The sequence below is a fragment of the Vibrio sp. 704 genome (assembly GCF_033339295.1).
This window is the reverse complement of sequence record NZ_JAWOUH010000023.1, coordinates 1-17,697: the sequence shown is the minus strand read 5'-3', so window position 1 is coordinate 17,697 and position 17,697 is coordinate 1. Positions and strand designations below refer to the sequence as shown.

The following is a 17,697-nucleotide window of genomic DNA, read 5'->3' as shown; positions in this document are numbered from 1 at the left end:
CGTGCTTTCCTTCTCTCTAATAAATAGGCCAGCCTAAAAGCTGGTCTATTTGTTGAAGTCAGTTACTTCAGTACGTCATCAATACTTTGATCACCTAGGTGGCGTACATCTTTCCCTTTCACAAAGTAAATAATGTATTCACAGATGTTCTGGCAGCGGTCCCCCACGCGTTCAATCGCGCGTGCAGACCACATCACTTGCAGAATATTAGGGATATTTTTTGGATCTTCCATCATGTAAGTCATCAACTGACGAATCACCGCTTCATACGCGGCGTCTAGTTTGTCATCTTGTTTGTGCACCTCTGCTGCCGCTTCTACATCCATACGGGCAAACGCGTCTAAAACCTGATGCAGCATATTAATTGCCTGACGGCAGAGAGGCTCTAACGACACTTGGAATTGTCGTTCTTTTGATGATGGGCTTTCAATGGCAACGTAAGCAATGCGTGTCGCCACATCACCGATGCGTTCTAAATCCGTGATCGTTTTGATGATAGCCATGATTAAGCGCAAGTCTTTTGCCGTTGGCTGACGCTTAGCAATAATGCGTGTACAGGCGTCATCGATCGAGACTTCCATCGCATTCACTTTATGATCGTCACGCACAACCTTACGCGCCAGTTCGATGTCTTCTTTATGCAAGGCTTGAATAGCATACGAAAGCTGCTGTTCTACCAAGCCACCCATGGTTAATACATGAGTACGAATCGATTCTAGCTCTACGTTAAATTGTCCTGAAATATGACGTCCAAAGTGCATGATGTTCCTTATTCCGTATAGAGTCGCGACTTAACCGTAGCGACCCGTAATGTAATCTTCGGTCTGTTTCTTCATTGGCGAAGTGAAGATCGAGTCCGCGTCAGAGTATTCAATTAACTTACCCATATGAATGAATGCAGTATGATCGCTCACTCTCGCCGCTTGTTGCATGTTATGGGTAACGATAACGACAGTATATTGAGTCTTCAGCTCATTGATAAGCTCTTCAATAGTTAAAGTTGAGATTGGATCCAACGCTGATGTTGGCTCGTCCAATAACAGGACTTCCGGCTCAATCGCCACCGCACGCGCAATGACCAAGCGCTGTTGCTGACCACCAGATAAACCAAATGCGTTCTCATGCAAGCGGTCTTTTACCTCATCCCACAACGCCGCCGAGCGCAAGGATCGCTCCACTGCGTCATCTAAACTGCGGCTGTTTTTTACACCTTGTAAGCGTAAGCCATAAACTACATTTTCATAAATAGACTTAGGAAATGGATTGGGTCTTTGAAACACCATCCCCACTCGGCGTCGAAGTGTCGCAACATCGACATTAGGATGATAAACATTCTTGCCATGGAGACGCACTTTGCCTGTGACTCGACACCCTTCCACTAAGTCGTTCATGCGATTGATGCAACGTAATAACGTCGACTTTCCACACCCTGAAGGACCGATAAAAGCGGTGACTCGCCCTTTGGGAATTCGCATCGAAATATCATGCAGCGCCTGAGTTTGACCATAGAACAGATTAAGGTTCTCGATTGAGATGGCTGTTTGTTCATCCGTTAAATTATGAACATCCAATGGTGGCTCATAACCTAATGTACTATCAAAATTAAACATACTTAATCTTGTCCTAACGTTCTGTATTTTTCTCGTAAATTATTGCGAATACTGATTGCTGTTAAGTTTAGCCCGACAATCACTGTCACGAGTAAGAAAGAGGTGGCATAAACTAATGGTCGCGCCGCTTCGATGTTGGAGGTTTGAAAGCCAACATCGTAAATGTGAAAACCTAAATGCATGAACTTTCTATCCAAATGCACATAAGGGAATTGTCCGTCAACCGGTAAACTGGATGCCAATTTCACGACCCCCACCAGCATCAGTGGCGCTACTTCGCCAGCTGCACGTGCAATCGCAAGGATCAAACCTGTGATAATAGCTGGCGTCGCCATAGGTAAAACCACACGCCATAGTGTTTCGAACTGAGTTGCACCAAGTGCCAGAGAGCCATGTCGTACGGAGCTCGGAATTCGAGTTAAACCTTCTTCTGTCGTCACAATCACAACTGGAAGCGTCAGCACGGCAAGAGTTAGTGCTGACCATAACAAACCCGGCGTACCAAAGGTTGGTGCCGGTAGCTTCTCCGCATAGAATACGTTGTCGATAGAGGCACCAATCGTATAAACGAAGAAACCTAAACCAAACACGCCATAAACAATCGATGGAACACCCGCTAGGTTTATAACCGCAATACGAATAACTCTGGTTAGAGCGTTATTCTTAGCGTATTCATGTAGATAGATAGCGGCGATCACCCCGAGTGGCATCACAATGATCGACATGATGAGTACTAAGAAAACCGTACCAAATATCGCAGGGAACACGCCTCCTTCGGAGTTAGACTCTCTTGGATCTTCAGATAAAAACTTCCAAACCTGTTTTCCCCAATGCATGACTTTATCAGGCAGTGACATTTGGTTTGGATACCAGTAGTCCAAAATATCTTCGAGCGGAATCGATACTTGTGACCCCGTCATATCCTCGGCAATCAAGGCATAGTCAGAGAGCTGAAGTCGTAAACCATCAAGTTGCAAATCTAACGTCGCAAGCGCTTTTTCTATCTGCTCTTTTTTCGTCTGATTTTCCTTTAAGAAGCTTTCTGTCAGCGTGTCATTCAATTCATGCTTGCGCTTTTCTAATCGCAACTGCTCTAGCTTCCAACCAAGCTCTTTAAGCTGATCGACCACCAAAGAATCAATCTCATGGCGCAGAGTTTCTGCATCATCAAGCTTTTTATTTAGTATCGATTGAATATCACTGGTGTATATATTATCGCCATCTTGAAACGCCACCAGCTTACCAAAGAAATAACCACCGCTACTGCGCTCTATCACCGCCCACTCTTTTGGCGTCGTGGGCTCATCCAACTGCATTTGCAATACGGAGATAAAATCGGCGGGATACAACTCTCGGTTAGCGATTTTGATACTGAGTCGCGTGGCAAAATCTTCATCGTCTTCTAACTGTTGTGCTGCGCTTTCAGGCAAATAACTCTTCGGTACAAAGCTGCGCTCATACACTTGACCAATCAGAATAGTATTTTCATGTAGCACTTCGCCTTGTACAGGAGTCAGCGCTGCAACATTCCACTGATACAAAGGCGCTGGCCAAAAGTAAGTCAGGCCTTTCCAGCCGATAAGGAGTAACAACCCTAATACCGACAACAAACTGATGCTGACTGCACCGCCTGTTAGCCATATCCACGGTGCGCCAGAACGAATCCAATTTAACACGTTATTACTCGCTCTTTATTCAAACCATTATTACAACGCACGGTACTTATCTCTCAGTCTCTGACGAACCCACTCCGCAAGCGCGTTTACTGCAAACGTAAACACAAATAAAATCAATGCAGCTAGGAACAGCAGGCGATAATGCGAACTTCCAACTTCCGACTCTGGCAACTCAACGGCGATGGTCGCCGACAGGCTGCGCAATCCTTCCAAAATATTCCAATCCATTAATGGCGTATTGCCCGTTGCCATTAACACAATCATGGTTTCGCCAACAGCGCGTCCCAGGCCCATCATAATGGCAGAAAAAATACCTGGGCTTGCAGTAAGCAAGACAACATAGATTAAAGTTTGCCAAGGCGTGGCCCCTAATGCCAAAGAGCCATCCGATAAATGCTTCGGTACAGAGAAAATGGCATCTTCGGCAATGGTAAAAATCGTCGGGATAACAGCAAACCCCATCGCTAACCCCACCACCAATGCATTGCGTTGATCGTAACCAATACCATGCTCGGTTAAGAATAAGCGCATATCGCCACCAAAGAACGTCTGCTCAATCGTAGGCGAAATCCACACTCCAAGCCCAATCAGTACCAATATGACAGGCATGAGCACTAAAGCATGCCAACCATTAGGCAGACGATTCCGCAAAGGTTGCGGTATTAATGCCCATAGCCCGCCCATAATCATGGTGCTCAAAGGCAAAACAAACAGCATAACGACGATCGTAATCAAATGATCTTCGACAATAGGCGCGAACCACAATCCCGCGAGGAAACCTATGATCACCGTCGGCAGTGCTTCCATTAGCTCAATCGACGGTTTTACTACACGACGCATGCGTGGCGACATAAAGTAAGCCGTATAAATAGCACCTAGCACTGCGAGCGGTACTGAAAACAGCATCGCAAACATCGCCGCTTTTATCGTTCCAAACGCAATAGGTACTAGGCTGAACTTAGCCTCAAAGTTATCGCTCGCCGAAGTCGATTGCCACACAAATTCAGGCTCAGGATACCCTTCGTACCACACTTCTTGCCATAATGAAGACAATGAAATTTCCGGATAGGCATTGTCCACTTCCGCAACATTTAACGCATTATTTTGCCAAGTGATTAAGTAGCGTTCATTGTTAGACATTGCTGCGATTGCGGGCGCTTGATTGTACGCACGCTTAAACAACACCAGTTTTTCACTGGTTGTATAATGGCTTTGCAACGTGCCGTTGGTGTAAAAGCTATAAAATCCTTTTCGATGAGAATCCGGCAACAAATACTTAAGCTCTGATGCCAATTTAAAATCACGAATATGCGTTAACGTGCGTTTTTCTTCTTGCAGCGTATCAAACCATTGCGACACCCGACCATCGTTGTGCGTCACCAAAAGCGAGTAAGCACCAGCCAATAAGTCTATCGTACGAACGGAATGCTTCTTATCACCTTGAGTGAGATCGACCACCTCTCGCACAGCAAATTTACGTGCGGTTTTCTTTAACACGATCAACTCAGAGCCATCGCGCAAATAAAGCGTTTCACCGTCAGGTGTCAATAACATTTGCTGAGGCGTATCAAAACCTGAAGAGAACGTAAAATCAATCGTTGTAGGAGACGTACCCAAAGACGAAGCCACTTGCCAGCGAGCTTTCACTTCACCACTTTGCGTCTGCCAAACAACCGTTGGTAAGGGCGTCGAAGCTGCAAATACAAACTGAGTCACAGGATCTTGAGGCGTACTTAGTGTCAGATCCATGCTGGTGTCTAGCTCAATCACTTCCGGAGGACGTGTATTTTCTCTCAATGTGGCATTAAATTCTGGCTTGAAAAGGTTCGCTTTACCCTGCCCATCAACAAATCCATACCAACCTAGCCCAGGAGCAGATTGAGAGAAAGCGACGGGTTTCTGGACGATTTGCTGTGTATACACCGCAGGTTTCGTAGGATCGTCCATCGACAAATATTGAATCTCACCACTTTGGGTTAGAACGAACGCGAGCTGAGCGTAATCATCCACTGAAATCGCAAGTGGTGTTTCAATATGAGTGGCTCGAATGGCTTGGTTGGTTTTGATCTCCGCATCAGAAAAAAGCGGAATGATCACCATGGCGAGGTAGACAAAGATCAAAACAAGCGCCGCGAGTACGCCGACACCACCGGATGTCACTGCAAGTCGAACTAAACGATCTTTTATCAGTCGTTTCTTATCTTTTTCCTGCAATGAAAACTCGGCTTGTGCCATTTAAATCTCTACCTTTTTTGACTTAGTACTAGAATATGTCGTTAAGATGACAATTATATTACAGATCACATTAAACACCTGAAAAGAATACAACTCTTATGCAATGCGTGGTATGAAATAAATCTGTAATGAAAATCTCATAATGTTCTCACTCATCCATTTTTCCAAGATGAGTACGTAATACTTCACTTTTGGCTAGGTAAGGTTATGAGCGCAGAAAAACTATATATAGAAAAAGAACTGAGTTGGTTGTCTTTCAACGAACGAGTATTACAAGAAGCTGCCGATAAAACCGTCCCTTTGATCGAACGTATTCGCTTTCTTGGGATCTTTTCCAACAATTTAGATGAATTTTACAAAGTACGCTTTGCGGACGTGAAGCGCAGAATCCTAATCAGCCAAGAGCGCGGTGGCAGTGATAGCCCTAAACGACTGTTAACCAAAATGCAGTCGAAAGCACTAAAGCTTAACGAACAATTTGATGAGCTTTACAGCGAGTTGATTCGAGAAATGGCGCGACGTCGCATTTTCTTGGTCAACGAGCAACAACTGGATGAATCGCAACAAAAGTGGATCGCGAAATACTTCCGTAGAGAGGTAATGCCGCATATCACTCCCCTCCTAATGAAAGACGAGATCGATGTTCTGCAATTTCTCAAAGACGAGTACGCTTACATCGCCGTAGAACTGCGTAAAGAAGAACATTACCAGTACGCTCTGATCGAAATTCCGACCGATCACCTTCCCCGCTTTGTGATGGTACCAGAACAGAAAGGAAAGCGTCGAAAAACCATCATCTTACTTGATAATATTATCCGCCACTGTTTGGACGAGCTGTTCAAAGGCTTTTTTGATTATGATGAGCTTAGCGGCTATGCGATGAAAATGACGCGTGACGCTGAATACGATTTACGCAATGAAATCGAGTACAGCTTGCTTGAACAAATGTCAGAGGGTGTCAATCAGCGACTGACAGCAAAGCCCGTTCGCTTCGTCTACGAACGCGATATGCCGCCTCAAATGTTAGAGTTTCTGTGTAACAAACTTAATATCTCTAACTACGATAACCTTATCCCCGGCGGACGCTATCACAACTTTAAAGACTTCATCGGCTTTCCAAATGTTGGACGAGAATATCTTGAAAATAAACCTCTCCCGCCAATGAAATGTGCCGATTTCGAAGGTTATGCCAACAGCTTTGACGCGATTAAAGCGAAAGATATTCTGCTCTATTATCCCTACCACACTTTTGACCACATTAGTGAGTTAGTGCGCCAAGCCTCCTTCGATCCCAAAGTACTTAGTATCAAGATTAACATTTATCGCGTCGCGAAAGATTCTCGCTTGATGAACTCTTTAATTGATGCGGTGCACAACGGCAAAAATGTCACTGTGGTCGTCGAACTGCAAGCTCGCTTTGATGAAGAAGCCAATATCGAATGGTCAAAAGTATTAACCGAAGCGGGTGTGCACGTCATCTTTGGTGCGCCTGGTCTTAAGATTCACTCAAAGCTACTGATGATTAGCCGCCGCGAAGGTGAAGAAATTATTCGCTACGCACACATCGGCACAGGCAACTTCCATGAGAAGACGGCACGAATTTATACCGACTTCTCCCTGCTTACGGCAGATCAAGAAATCACTAATGAAGTCCGTAATGTCTTCGGTTACATTGAGAATCCATACCGACCAGTGAAGTTCAATCACCTTATGGTATCTCCTCGTAATTCTCGAACCCAAATCTACCGCTTAATTGATAATGAAATTGCGAATGCCAAGCTAGGGAAAAAAGCCGCTCTTACGATCAAGGTCAATAACCTAGTCGATAAAGGCATCGTCAATAAGCTTTATGGAGCAAGTACTTCCGGTGTAAAAATAAACATGATCATTCGAGGTATGTGCTCATTAGTACCGGGCATTGAGGGGATCAGCGACAATATTCGCATCATCAGTATCGTTGACCGCTTTCTTGAGCACCCTCGCGTGGTGATCACCCACAATGATGGCGATCCGCAAGTTTATATCTCCTCCGCAGACTGGATGACAAGAAATATTGATCACCGTATCGAGGTAGCAGTACCAGTCCGTGATCCACGTTTGAAACAGAGAATTATTGATATAACGAATATCCATTTTACCGATACAGTAAAGGCTCGTTTGATAGATAAAGAAATGAGTAACGCTTACGTACCACGAGGTAATCGCAAAAAAGTTCGCTCTCAAATCGCTATCTATGACTATCTTAAAAATATAGAAAAGCAAACTAGAAAACAAAATTCAGATGCCTCAAATTCTTGAACAAGATACTCGCTACATTGCCGCGATAGACCTCGGCTCAAACAGTTTCCATATGGTGGTGGCCAAAGTTGTCGGCAGTGACCTACAACTGGTTAGTCGTCATAAACAACGTGTTCGCTTAGCATCAGGACTCGACAGTGAATTGAACTTAAGTCACGCCGCAATGGAGCGTGCGCTAGAATGCTTAGCCATGTTCGCTGAGAGGCTGCAAGGGCTTGATGAGTCAAATGTACGTATCGCCGCCACACACACACTAAGACGCGCTAAAAATGCCCACCTTTTCATTGAGCGTGCGAAAGAAGTGATGCCTTTCCCGATAGAAATTATCCCTGGAGAAGAAGAAGCCCGCCTGATTTACTTAGGCGTCGCGCACACTCAAGTAGAATCCAACTCCAAACTAGTCATCGATATCGGAGGCGGCAGTACCGAGATGATTATTGGACAAGAATTTGAGCCTGAGCTTCTCAACAGTAAACAGATGGGATGCGTCAGTTTTACAGAGCAATACTTTAAAAACGGCAAACTGTCAGGAAAAAACTTCAGCAAGGCGATGTTAGCGGCCGAACAAAAACTCGAGTGCATCGCTTCAACATATCGTAAAAAGGGCTGGGATATTGCTCTCGGCTCATCAGGAACCATCAAAGCGATTCAAGAAGTGCTAGTAGGATTAGGTTTTGAAGATGGCCTGATCACGGCGAGTCGACTGGATACACTGATCGAAACTCTGTGTAAATTTGATTCCATTGAAGATATTGAACTGGCGGGTCTAACAGAAGAACGTAAACCCGTATTCGCAGCAGGCGTAGCGATTTTGTCCGCGATTTTCAAAGCGCTTCGCATTGAGCAAATGTTTTTCTCCGATGGTGCTCTACGCGAAGGCCTGTTGTACGAAATGGAAGAGCGTTTTGCGCGCTCCGATATTCGTATGCGCACCACAGAAAATTTAGCCAACAAGCACCGGGTCGACTTAGAGCATGCCGCTCGTGTGAAGGGGCATGCACGTGAGATGTTATGTCAGGTACGCTCTGAACTAGGCATTAAGAAAAAGAGTGAGTTATTTGACTTACTAGAGTGGGCAGCGTTGCTTCATGAAGTCGGATTAAGTATCAACTTGCGTAGTTTCCATCGCCACTCTTTTTATATTCTGTTGCACTCCACCCTACAAGGCTTCAACCGTGAGCAGCAATTAGTGCTCGCAACATTAGCTCGCTTCCAGCGTAAAGCGCTCAAATTGCAAGAACTACCAGATTTCAACCTCTATAAACAGAGTGACGTTATAAGCCTCATCAAAATATTACGACTTTCTATCGTATTAAATGGGCAGCGTAATGAAGATCCATTGCCTGATATCACCTTATCTATCAAAAATGACGAATGGATTCTCACATGCACAGATGAAGCATGGCTAGAAAACAATAAATTACTTCACGCGGATTTACAGGAAGAACAAGAACGTTGGGACAGCGCGAAGTGGACACTCACTTTCTGATCTCGTACAGTCCATACCTAAATAAAAAGTCGGCTTACAGGCCGACTTTTTTTAACTCTTCTTCTGCAAAGTCTGCCGTAATGGGCACATAACCATCTTTCTCAACCAACGCTTGTCCCTGAGCAGAAAAGATAAAGCGAATAAACTCAGCTTCAATTGGTGTTAATGGGTAATCAGGGTGCTTATTCACGTAAACATATAAGTAACGTGATAGTGGGTACTTACCACTAACAATATGTTCTCGCGTTGGAGTCACGTAGTCATTTCCCATTTTAGCCACAGGGACTAAGCGCACGCCTGCCACTCGATAACCGACACCGGAATAACCAATTCCACTGATGGTTGACGCTACAGCTTGCACAACTGACGCGGAGCCTGGCTGCTCGTTAACTCGAGTCTTGAAATCGCCGCCACACAAGGCATTGCTTTTGAAGTAACCATAAGTTCCAGAAACGGAGTTACGACCAAACAACTGTACGTTTCGCTTTGCCCACTGTGATTCAAGACCGAGTTGCTGCCAGTTTGTGACAAATTGACTTTCACCACAGCGCAGAGTTGCAGAAAACAAAGCATCTAACTGACTAAAGTTGAGCCCTTGAATTGGATTGTCTTGATGGACAAAAATACCGATAGCATCGATGGCTACCCTAAGCGCCGTTGGCTTGTAACCATGTTCACGTTCAAACGCTTCAACCTCTCTTAAACGCATAGGACGGCTCATGGGACCAAACTGAGCTGTTTGTTCGGTCAATGCTGGGGGAGCAGTGGAAGAGCCAGACGCTTGGACTTGCGCATTAATATTCGGGTAAATGGATTTAAACTCTTCCACCCAAAGTGTTGTCATGCCTGCAAGTGTATCGGATCCAACAGAGAGCAAATTCCCGACAATCCCAGTCGTTTTATGATAATTCGGCAATGGTTTATCTTGAGCGATAGCCATACCGGAACAAGCAAGAGCCAGGAGACTGAACACTTTTGCGACTCTTAATGCCATTATTTCACCACCAAACGTTCAGGCAATACAAAAGAAAACTTACTGCCCACGCCCACTTCACTGTGAATTTCCAAATGAGAATCATGGTGGCTCAGCGCATGTTTCACAATAGCCAACCCTAACCCACTCCCTCCGGTATCGCGTGATCTTGCTTTATCGACGCGATAAAAACGCTCAGTAAGTCGATGGAGGTGCTGAGGTTCAATACCATCACCGCTATCTTCCACCTCTAAGCATGCGCCTTGAGAGGTCTGGAACCAACGAACATTAATGTTCGCACCAGGCGGTGTGTATTTGACGGCGTTATAAACGAGGTTAGAGATAGCACTACGTAACTGGTCATCATCGCCCAGCACGCGTAGGCTAGCATCAACATCAAATTTCAATTTATGTTGGTTGTCCCCACTAAGGCTAACCGCCTCTTTTTCTAACACTTCAAGCATCGCGGGCACATTCACGACTTCCTCAAGCTCATGCATAGGTGCCGCTTCAATTTTAGATAGTGTCAGTAGTTGGTTCACCAAACTGTTCATGCGGTTGAGCTGCTCCGTCATGACACCATGAGCTTTGCTCCACATTGGACCTACGACCATATCAGGGTCTTCTGTCATCTCAAGATAACCTTGTAGCACCGTCATTGGTGTACGTAGTTCATGAGATACGTTGGCGAAGAAGTTGCGACGCATTCCCTCAAGTTGTTTTAACTGGCTCACATCACGCACTACCATCAAGTGCTCACCCTCGGTATACGGTACGATACGTAATTCCAGCATGCGTTCGACGTTGAGTGGTGAACGCATTTCTAATGGCTCAGAAAAGTCTTTCTTGTTGAGGTACTTGATAAAATCAGGTGTACGAATGAGATTCGAGATAGGTTGACCTGAATCTTCTGGCCAATGGAAGCCCAGTAAGTGCTGAGCCAGCTTGTTGCACCAAACAATATTGCCTTCAGCACGGAATACCACTACCGCATCGGGTAGCGATTCTGCACCATTTCTGAATCGACGAATAAGATTAGTAAGCTCTTTTCGTTTGCGGCGTTGGCGCTGTTGTAAGCGATACAACCCATTGAACAAAGATTCCCAGTTACCGCTACCAGATGGTGGCGTGAGGCGTTTTTCATCCCATAACCAAGAAGATAAACGTACTTGGTTATGCAAATGCCACACAAGCTGCAATGCCGTAGCAGCCAAAAGCAACCACGGCATATAACCGAATATCCAACCTACTATCACCCATGGGGTGTAAAAAAAAGCCAGCTCCCAGGCCAGCTTTTTCCACGTTAATCTTTCAACCACTCATAACTCCAGAAATGGTACCGATAAGCTGCGTGTTAATTTATGCCTTCGTCGAGAAGCGGTATCCAGCACCACGAACAGTTTGGATCAGCTTATCATGCCCTGCAGCTTCCAATGCTTTACGCAGGCGGCGAATGTGAACATCAACCGTACGGTCTTCGACATACACGTTAGTGCCCCAAACATTGTTTAATAGCTGCTCACGACTGTATACGCGTTCTTGATGCGTCATGAAAAAATGAAGCATCTTAAATTCTGTTGGGCCCATGTCTAATGGCGCATCATTAGCCGTAACACGGTGCGATACAGGGTCAAGCTTCAATCCCTGTACATCAATTACATCTTCTAGTGCAGTCGGGGTAACGCGACGAATCACCGCTTTTAAGCGTGCAACCAACTCTTTAGGAGAGAATGGCTTAGTAATGTAGTCATCCGCACCGACTTCTAAACCGCGCACTTTATCTTCTTCTTCACCACGAGCGGTAAGCATCACAACTGGAATGTTGCGCGTTAATTCCTCTCGCTTCATATGTTTGATGAAGTTAATGCCACTACCGCCTGGTAACATCCAATCCAGTAAAACTAAATCAGGGAAGGGTTCAGCCAGTTTGGTTACTGCAGTATCATAATCTTCCGCTTCTACCGCTTGGTAACCTTTCTGCTCAAGTACGAAGCACAGCATTTCGCGAATAGGAGCTTCGTCTTCAACAACCAGAATCCTTCTAGACATAATTGAGTAACCTTATGTTCGTTGAGCTAATGAATTTAAGAGACAAAGCGCCTCTCTATGCATAAGCATTATCACTACCAATTATGACACTTTTGTGACCTTTGAAAACAAATTTTCATATAACTTTCTTTTGAGGTTCATTCGGATATTTTTCATTTCTATTAAGACATCAGCACAAAAATTCCCTATGATTAGTCCCTTGTCATCAAGCCTAGAGAAGATTTATGTGGTTTAAAAACTGTCTGGTATACCGCGTTAACCGCGAGGTTACTTTTAACGCCGAACAACTAGAAACTCAGCTGTCTGAATTCCGATTCACCCCGTGTGGCAGTCAAGACAAACAGAAATTTGGCTGGGTCAGTGCAATGGGTAGACATGGCGATATGATGACTCACGTGTCAGAAAACCGCATTCTGATTTGCGCCAAGAAAGAAGAGAAAATGCTACCTGCCTCTGTGATCAAAGAATCATTGAATGCAAAAGTAGAAGCAATGGAAGCGCAAGAAGGTCGTCCTCTGAAGAAGAAAGAGAAAGACAACCTGAAAGATGACATCGTAATGGATTTACTGCCGCGCGCATTCAGCCGCAGCAGCCACACTCACGTGCTCATCATGCCAAAAGAAGGTTTTATCCTTGTTGATGCAAGCAGCTATAAAAAAGCAGAAGATGTATTAGCATTGCTTCGTAAAACCATGGGTAGTTTACCTGTTGTTCCTGCTATTCCAGAAGTGGCGATTGAAACTACGCTAACCGAGTGGGTGAAAAGCGGTGACACACCTCAAGGTATCAGCATGATGGACGAAGCTGAGCTAAAATCCGTACTTGAAGAAGGTGGTGTGATTCGCTGTAAGAAGCAAGAGCTAACCACTGATGAAATCCGCAACCACATCGCTGCGGATAAAGTCGTGACGAAACTTGCGCTTAATTGGCAAGATCGTATTGAGTTCATTATGACGGAAGATGCAGGCATCAAACGTCTAAAATTCTCTGATGAATTGAAAGATCAAAACGATGATATTCCACGTGAAGATCAAGCAGCTCGATTTGATGCAGACTTCTCTCTAATGTGTGGAGAGTTCAGTGCTTTCCTTCCCAACCTATACGATGCGCTAGGCGGCTTACCGAATCCTAACGCTTAATTTTGTATAAAGGTTAACCATAACGCCCTCACTTTTTTTGAGGGCGTTTTTCTATCTGAAGCACAATTACCCTAGTCACAGTTCACATTTTGACGTAAAATTTGCGCCCCATTTCCATTAGGTGGAATTGGCCTGACTTGTGATCAGATAAAAGAGAATTGAGCAATGACAACTGAGAAAGCATTCGTGCCTGAGCTACTATCTCCAGCGGGCAGCCTGAAAAACATGCGTTACGCATTCGCCTACGGGGCAGATGCAGTTTACGCTGGCCAACCTCGCTACAGCCTTCGCGTACGTAACAACGAGTTTAACCACGAGAACCTAAAAATCGGTATCGATGAAGCCCACGCCCTAGGCAAAAAGCTTTATGTGGTATGTAACATTCAACCACACAACTCGAAGCTAAAAACCTTCATCCGTGATCTTAAGCCAATCGTAGATATGGGTCCTGACGCATTGATCATGTCAGATCCAGGCCTAATTATGATGGTTCGTGAAGCTTTCCCAGAAATGCCAATTCACCTTTCTGTACAAGCAAACGCTGTAAACTGGGCGACCGTTAAGTTCTGGGCAGCGAATGGCGTGGAACGTGTGATCGTTTCTCGCGAGCTGTCTCTAGAAGAAATCGAAGAAATTCGTGAGCATTGCCCTGAAACTGAGCTTGAAGTATTCGTTCACGGTGCATTATGCATGGCTTACTCAGGTCGTTGCCTACTTTCTGGCTATATCAACAAACGTGACCCTAACCAAGGCACTTGCACTAACGCATGCCGCTGGGAATACAAAGTTGAAGAGGGTAAAGAAAACGACGCTGGTGATATCGTAGAGAAATTCGACCCGACTGAAGCACAGCCTGTCGAAGTACAAGACGAGCGCCCTGAAACCACAATTGGTCGCGGTAAACCAACAGATGAAGTCGTTCTGCTTTCTGAAGCACACCGTCCAGAAGAAAAAATGGCAGCTTACGAAGACGAGCATGGTACTTACATCATGAACTCTAAAGACCTACGTGCGGTTCAGCACGTTGAACGCTTAACTAAGATGGGTGTTCAATCATTGAAAATTGAAGGTCGTACTAAATCGTTCTACTACTGCGCACGTACCGCTCAAGTTTATCGTAAAGCAATTGATGATGCTGTAGCAGGTCGACCATTCGATGAAAGCCTAATGGGTACACTAGAAAGCCTAGCTCACCGTGGCTACACTGAAGGCTTCCTACGCCGTCATACACACGATACTTACCAAAACTACGATTACGGTTACTCAGTCTCTGATGCTCAACAGTTTGTTGGTGAATTCACTGGCAAACGTCGTGGTGACATGGCTGAAGTAGAAGTAAAAAATAAGTTTCTTGTCGGTGATAGCCTTGAACTAATGACGCCAAAAGGCAATATTGTTTTCACGCTAGAGGCAATGGAAAACCGCAAGTCAGAGTCTATTGAAGACGCGAAAGGAAACGGTCACTTTGTATTCATTCCAGTACCAGCAGAGCTAGATTTAGAATATGGCCTATTAATGCGTAATCTAAACTCAGGGCAGGACACCCGTAACCCGACTGGTAAGTAACCATGGCCTTGCTCATTACTGATAAATGCATTAACTGCGACATGTGTGATCCCGAATGCCCCAATGGGGCAATCAGTATGGGAGAGAGCATTTTCGAAATTGATCCAGCGCTATGTACAGAGTGTAAGGGGCATTACGAAAAGCCGACCTGTCAGTCAGTGTGTCCAATTACAAAATGCATAATCACTGATCCGAACCATGTCGAAACTGAAGAGCAGTTGCTTGAAAAATTCGTGATTATTCAAGGGTTAGCATAAGAGCAATTAGGTTCAACTTTGGCATCAAAGTTGAACCTTTTCTCAACCTGATTTTTCAATAGGGATAATATTGCAGAACAGCTCTTTTTCAAAATGATACTCTAGTCTCTCACGCCAATTTTCCGCTTGAGAAACAGGTATTAAATAAAAGTTTTCTCGGCTCGTATCAGTAACGAAAGCCATTCCATATTGCATCAGCTCATAATGCACATCATTAACAAAACCCGGATCAAGGCGTTGACGCCCAGTCAGGTGATTCACATCCTCTCGAGTCAAAGAGACTCCTTTAGTATCACTGCTAAATCTGTGTCTTAACCACTCTGCAAATTCTTTTGCACAAATCATAGTCATGGTTTTGTCCTTGATTTACTCTTCTAACAGGAAAAGGGTATATCCCTGCCTTACACACTTGTCTGCGTTGTTATCGCTTTTTAGCCAACTGACAGACATATTGCTAAGAAACCAGAGTATCGTGACGAAAGATCTTTTTCTAAACAGAGAAGTTACAACTTACCCATACTACAACTCTTTGTTTAATTTAGATTTCTATAATATGTCCCCAAAACTGATTGGGTTAGTTTTTGTATTGGTACTATTCAATGTAGACAAAAGTATGATGTTTCTCCAGTTTCATAAAAGAGATCACCAAGTACAGATAAACCTGAAGAGTAACACTAATTAGGATTGATAAGCGGCAAGCATTGAGGTGGAACGACTTTTTTTCGTTTGGGCTTAGAGGTTGTTTTTACCCGTTGAGGGGTATCAGTAGGTTTTGCTTTTGGGGCCCAACTTGCAAGCTCAGCACCGCAACCATCACCTACTGGAGGTGGTGCTTGATCAACACAATAGTCGCTCGAATCAGGACAAGATAACCTGACGTGAAAGTGGTAATGATGCCCCCACCATGGACGTACTTTACGTAACCAAGAACGATCTTTGCCGTTTTCTTGCAAGCAAAGTTGCTCCTTAATAACAGGATGTACAAAAATTCGTGCAACATCCTTACTTTTTGAAGCGTACCGAATTAGCTTAAAGTGCCGTTCTTCCCAGCGATGATTAAGTATGGAATAACCTTTTAAATCCACCACACTCATGGGCTTAGGAAGTTGTAATTCGTTATAAGAAAGCGGTTGGTCAGCAAGTCTTAACCAGATATCTATATCTAACCCGGTTTGATGACTAGAATGACCAGAGGAGAACCTTCCACCTCTAGGTAAAGATAAATCACCAATTAGCAGAGTGGTGTTGAGATTTTGATGAGTTTTAAGCGCCAGATTTTCAATAAACTCTATCGTTTTAGGGTGCCCATAGTAGCGCTTCGTTTTACTACGTAAGACTTGATAACCAACGCCATCGAGAGGCAAGGGTAATGCACCATCTAAACAACCGTTAGCATAACTACCAATAGAGGAGGAAGAGTTTCGGGTAGGATTAACCGCGGACTCCCAAGGAGTAGAACATACTGAAGCTGAGAAACATAAACCCAAAGTTACAATGAAACTCAGCCTCATAACCTTTAACCTTTAGTAGTGTTCGCCATTATCGTAATAAGCTTTAGGAGATAAGGCGGAAAAGATAACTGCAACATCAATGTCGGCACCAGCGATACCGCGCACTTGTTGCGTAATAAGCTTGGCAACTTCATCTTGCACTTCCTGGCCACGGTCGAACCAAAGTACTTCGACAAAAGGATATGCAGCACTCACCTCACCCTCATTGAAAAACGTAGTGTAGATATACTCAAAAGTAAAATCCTCACGCGGACAGTCCATTAGAGGCTGAAGTTCATCCGTAAGGGGTTTTGATAATGCCTGAACAGCTTGTGGCTCTACAGCACGGAATCGAAAATGTGGCATAAACTTACTTCCTAATTATTAGCATCAATGCATGATGATAACAGGAACCAAGTCAGTAATCATCCAAGCCAATGTAACCACTGACCTTTCAATAGATTGTGAATCAGATGTGCTCGATAACGAAGAAAAAGCGTTATGAAAATTCGAAGGTAAAACAGAAAGAGCAAAGCGATACATCAACATTTAATAATTACATTACTAGAAAATAAAACTATCTGAAGCAAAGGTATGCCATATTCGTTGGATAAACATACACCTGACGCCGAAACTATACGTTAGGAATAAAAGAGCCCCTGACCTAAGCCAGAGCTTATGAACATGGGGGATAGGTGAAGTGGACCAATATCCCGGAGATATGAACTTTCAATCCCCCGATACTTTGGTATCAGAGGAATCGACAGCTCTCCAACTAGTCAGATTCTCTTTTCTTCAGATGCAAAAAAGCCCCAGCATTACTGCTGAGGCTTTAGAGTATGGCAGGGGTGGAGAGATTCGAACTCCCAACACGCGGATTTGGAATCCGCTGCTCTGCCAATTGGAGCTACACCC

Annotated in this window: 14 protein-coding genes and 1 pseudogene; 5 read left to right on the top strand and 10 right to left on the bottom strand. The window is 44.4% G+C overall.

Annotation, left to right across the window (positions count from 1 at the left end):
• Nucleotides 1–62 precede the first annotated feature (62 nt).
• The 4 genes and pseudogenes from phoU to R7R24_RS21185 all read right to left on the bottom strand — a co-directional run bounded on the left by phoU (nt 63) and on the right by R7R24_RS21185 (nt 5,521).
• Nucleotides 63–761: a phosphate signaling complex protein PhoU gene (gene phoU / locus R7R24_RS21200; protein ID WP_025768856.1), complete on the bottom strand. Its 699-nt coding sequence runs from the start codon at nt 759–761 to the stop codon at nt 63–65.
• Nucleotides 762–791: 30 nt separating this feature from the next.
• The gene (pstB, locus tag R7R24_RS21195) at nt 792–1,610 is read right to left on the bottom strand and encodes a phosphate ABC transporter ATP-binding protein PstB (RefSeq protein WP_005381745.1); all 819 of its coding nucleotides are present in this window, start codon (nt 1,608–1,610) and stop codon (nt 792–794) included.
• Between the two features lie 2 nt (nt 1,611–1,612).
• Nucleotides 1,613–2,581, bottom strand: a pseudogene (gene pstA, locus R7R24_RS30985) (phosphate ABC transporter permease PstA); the annotation flags it as partial.
• 735 nt (nt 2,582–3,316) lie between these two features.
• A complete protein-coding gene (locus R7R24_RS21185) occupies nt 3,317–5,521 on the bottom strand; it encodes an ABC transporter permease subunit (RefSeq protein ID WP_226083904.1) in 2,205 nt (734 codons plus the stop codon).
• A gap of 207 nt (nt 5,522–5,728) precedes the next feature.
• Here R7R24_RS21185 and ppk1 point away from each other — a divergent pair, with 207 nt between their 5' ends.
• Complete coding sequence (gene ppk1, locus R7R24_RS21180) at nt 5,729–7,819, top strand: polyphosphate kinase 1 (protein ID WP_054579026.1); 2,091 nt, start codon at nt 5,729–5,731, stop codon at nt 7,817–7,819.
• Nucleotides 7,803–9,308, top strand: a complete 1,506-nt coding sequence (gene ppx / locus R7R24_RS21175; protein ID WP_054579025.1) for an exopolyphosphatase — start codon at nt 7,803–7,805, stop codon at nt 9,306–9,308. The genes ppk1 and ppx overlap by 17 nt, the downstream gene beginning before the upstream one ends.
• A 34-nt stretch (nt 9,309–9,342) precedes the next feature.
• Here the strand turns inward: ppx and R7R24_RS21170 are convergent, their stop codons facing one another.
• The 3 genes from R7R24_RS21170 to phoB are packed head-to-tail and all read right to left on the bottom strand — an operon-like array spanning nt 9,343 to nt 12,330.
• Nucleotides 9,343–10,302, bottom strand: coding sequence for a PstS family phosphate ABC transporter substrate-binding protein (locus R7R24_RS21170; protein WP_054579024.1), 960 nt, complete (start codon nt 10,300–10,302; stop codon nt 9,343–9,345).
• Complete coding sequence (gene phoR, locus R7R24_RS21165) at nt 10,302–11,600, bottom strand: phosphate regulon sensor histidine kinase PhoR (protein ID WP_005383667.1); 1,299 nt, start codon at nt 11,598–11,600, stop codon at nt 10,302–10,304. Before phoR ends, R7R24_RS21170 begins: the two co-directional genes overlap by 1 nt.
• Nucleotides 11,601–11,640: 40 nt before the next feature.
• The gene (gene phoB, locus R7R24_RS21160) at nt 11,641–12,330 is read right to left on the bottom strand and encodes a phosphate regulon transcriptional regulator PhoB (protein ID WP_005381752.1); all 690 of its coding nucleotides are present in this window, start codon (nt 12,328–12,330) and stop codon (nt 11,641–11,643) included.
• A gap of 224 nt (nt 12,331–12,554) precedes the next feature.
• On the opposite strand from phoB, the gene rdgC reads away from it, so the two are divergent.
• From rdgC to R7R24_RS21145, 3 genes are all read left to right on the top strand, one after another.
• Nucleotides 12,555–13,469, top strand: coding sequence for a recombination-associated protein RdgC (gene rdgC, locus R7R24_RS21155; RefSeq protein ID WP_005381753.1), 915 nt, complete (start codon nt 12,555–12,557; stop codon nt 13,467–13,469).
• A gap of 165 nt (nt 13,470–13,634) precedes the next feature.
• Nucleotides 13,635–15,035 carry a tRNA 5-hydroxyuridine modification protein YegQ gene (gene yegQ, locus R7R24_RS21150; protein ID WP_054579023.1) on the top strand — a complete coding sequence of 467 codons (1,401 nt, stop codon included), beginning with the start codon at nt 13,635–13,637 and terminating at the stop codon, nt 15,033–15,035.
• Between the two features lie 2 nt (nt 15,036–15,037).
• The gene (locus R7R24_RS21145; protein WP_005381763.1) at nt 15,038–15,292 is read left to right on the top strand and encodes a YfhL family 4Fe-4S dicluster ferredoxin; all 255 of its coding nucleotides are present in this window, start codon (nt 15,038–15,040) and stop codon (nt 15,290–15,292) included.
• Between the two features lie 42 nt (nt 15,293–15,334).
• Here R7R24_RS21145 and R7R24_RS21140 read toward each other — a convergent pair whose 3' ends face one another.
• The 3 genes from R7R24_RS21140 to R7R24_RS21130 form a co-directional block, all read right to left on the bottom strand.
• On the bottom strand, nt 15,335–15,643 hold the full coding sequence (locus R7R24_RS21140) for a hypothetical protein (RefSeq protein WP_005381765.1): 309 nt from the start codon (nt 15,641–15,643) through the stop codon (nt 15,335–15,337).
• 323 nt (nt 15,644–15,966) lie between these two features.
• Nucleotides 15,967–16,803 (bottom strand): penicillin-insensitive murein endopeptidase, encoded by an 837-nt coding sequence (gene mepA, locus R7R24_RS21135; RefSeq protein ID WP_053350233.1) that lies wholly within the window; start codon nt 16,801–16,803, stop codon nt 15,967–15,969.
• 12 nt (nt 16,804–16,815) lie between these two features.
• Entirely contained in the window at nt 16,816–17,148 is a 333-nt protein-coding gene (locus tag R7R24_RS21130) for a DUF1904 domain-containing protein (protein ID WP_005381768.1), read from the bottom strand.
• Between the last annotated feature and the right edge of the window lie 549 nt (nt 17,149–17,697).